This window comes from Catenovulum agarivorans YM01 (assembly GCF_000281085.1).
Lineage (GTDB): Bacteria > Pseudomonadota > Gammaproteobacteria > Enterobacterales > Alteromonadaceae > Catenovulum > Catenovulum agarivorans.
This window is the reverse complement of record NZ_AJWM01000126.1, coordinates 1-1,363: the sequence shown is the minus strand read 5'-3', so window position 1 is coordinate 1,363 and position 1,363 is coordinate 1. Positions and strand designations below refer to the sequence as shown.

The window sequence follows — 1,363 nt, the reverse complement described above, 5'->3', positions numbered from 1 at the left end:
GCAATAATTAATGAACCCCAGCCACAACATTCATATTGCCGCGGCTGGGTTGGTATACACAAGCTAAAAACTACTCGGCCAATATCTGCCAGTGGCCTGGTGCAACGGTAAATTTAATATATTTGTCGTCTTCACCTATGTAATTAATACCACGCAAGCTGGTTTTGGCGCTGCCATTTTTCCAAACTTGGGTGTTGTTAATTTCAACTGATTTTAACTTGAAATAAGTTTTCGGAATGCCAATGGTTGCTTGGCTACCTTGTGGCGAGTTTAAGCTCATTACAATGCTGTTGGCTGTGCGGTTTATTTCAAAGTTAATATCACCTTGCACGCTTGGCACCATCTGTTTTACGCGTTTAAAGTGCGCCATGTTTGGCATAACTTGGTAGTTTTTCCAAGCAACCGAAGTTGGTGAAATACCCGCAATATATTGGCTTAACACTGTGCTTGGTGCATTCCACGCATGGTTTTCTGTACCACCTTGTGGTAAATATTCCGCTAGGGTAGATAGCTCTGCGTTGTCAACTTGCTCACTATAACGAGTTTTCATGCGTTTTAGTGCATCATCGTATCTGCCAGCCATTGCCATAGCGTTGTATACCATCCATTCAAAATGTGGGCTGGCAAATTCGTTTGGCACAAGTACGTTATCAACTATTTGTTGATACTGCGCAGGTTCAGCTAAACCAAACAAAATCGCAATGGCATTAGCGCGGTCGTCTTTTAGCTCGCCAGGCTTGCTGCTGAAATAACCGTTTTGCCAAAACTCTTTTTGATAAGCTTGTTTAATTGATTGAATGCGCTGTTGATAAAACGCCATGTGGGTGTTGTCGTTTAACACCGTTGCCATTTTTTGCGCTGCAACCAAGGCACTATAATACAATGCGTTTTGATTAGCTGCGTAATCAATGGTGTCTTGTGGTCCCCAGTCTGTCCAGTTCCAACCACCGTTTCTAATGTTAACTAAACCATCTTCTTTCATTGTCCACAAAGTTAAATATTTATGTACATATGGGTAGGCAAATTCAAGTGTTTCTTTATCACCAGTATTGAAGTAATAATGCCAAATGGCTTGCTCTATAAATTGTAAGCTTTGTGCAGGTAATTCTCGGAAACGGCCAGGACCTAAGCCAGCAAAAATACCAGATTCAGAATCACTAAAAGCAAGGGTTACTTTGATGGCTTTTTTAAGTAAATCACGGCCAGCTTGATCCATTGAGTAGAATAAATAACTGGCTTGGTCGGCAACGTCGCCTATCCATAAACCGCGTTCTCTGTCTGGTGTGTCCATAAAATTGTCACGCGCACAAATGTATAAGGTATTTTCGGCCATTTGCCAAATGCGGCTATACCAAGCATCGTC

Annotated in this window: 1 protein-coding gene; it reads right to left on the bottom strand. The window is 41.9% G+C overall.

Annotation, left to right across the window (positions count from 1 at the left end):
* Positions 1-70: 70 nt before the first annotated feature.
* Positions 71-1,363: alpha-L-rhamnosidase-related protein (locus WSC_RS0102610; RefSeq protein ID WP_016954349.1), on the bottom strand; the 1,293-nt coding region annotated here is incomplete at its 5' end.